This is a genomic window from Polaromonas sp. P1_E11 (genome assembly GCF_056405995.1).
Window position 1 is genome coordinate 1 of record NZ_JBFUBA010000021.1, and the last position, 566, is coordinate 566.

At 67.6% G+C, this 566-nt stretch carries 1 protein-coding gene; it reads left to right on the top strand.

Translation table 11 applies throughout. From position 1 onward, the window contains the following. Window positions 1-178 precede the first annotated feature (178 nt). A partial coding sequence (locus AC1D11_RS22225) for a gamma-glutamyltransferase (protein WP_477651505.1) occupies window positions 179-566 on the top strand: 388 nt, incomplete at its 3' end.

Consider the following 566-nt stretch of genomic DNA (forward strand, 5'->3'; position numbering starts at 1 on the left):
GGTCGGAACCGACCCTGACGGTTAGTAAGCTGCGTGCTCCCGCGAAGGCGGGAGCCCATCTCCRGACSGTGCTATKTAGAACCGGCAGRAGATGGGTCCCCGCCTTCGCGGGGACACGGGGTGATTGAACAATAGGGCAGGGTTGCGCTTGTCAGAGGCCCGCGCCAATGTCGCGGCCATGTTGAAAAGATTCCTCCCGCTCGCCGCGCTCGTCACCTTCACCCTCCCGTCGCTCGCCACCGCGCAGGGCGTAACCTCGTCGGCCGATCCGCGCGCGACCGAGGCGGGGCGCGAGATTTTGCATCAGGGCGGCACCGCCGCAGATGCTGCCGTCGCCATGGTCGCGGTGCTGACGCTGGTCGAGCCGCAGTCGAGCGGCATCGGAGGCGGCGGCTTCATGCTGCATCACGACGCGAAGGACGGCAGCATATCGACGATCGACGGCCGCGAAACGGCGCCGGCGGCGGCGAAGCCCGAACGCTTTCTCGGTCCCGACGGAAAGCCGCGTCCCTATATGGACGTCATTCCCGGCGGGCTGTCGGTCGGGGTGCCGGGCAATATGCGCT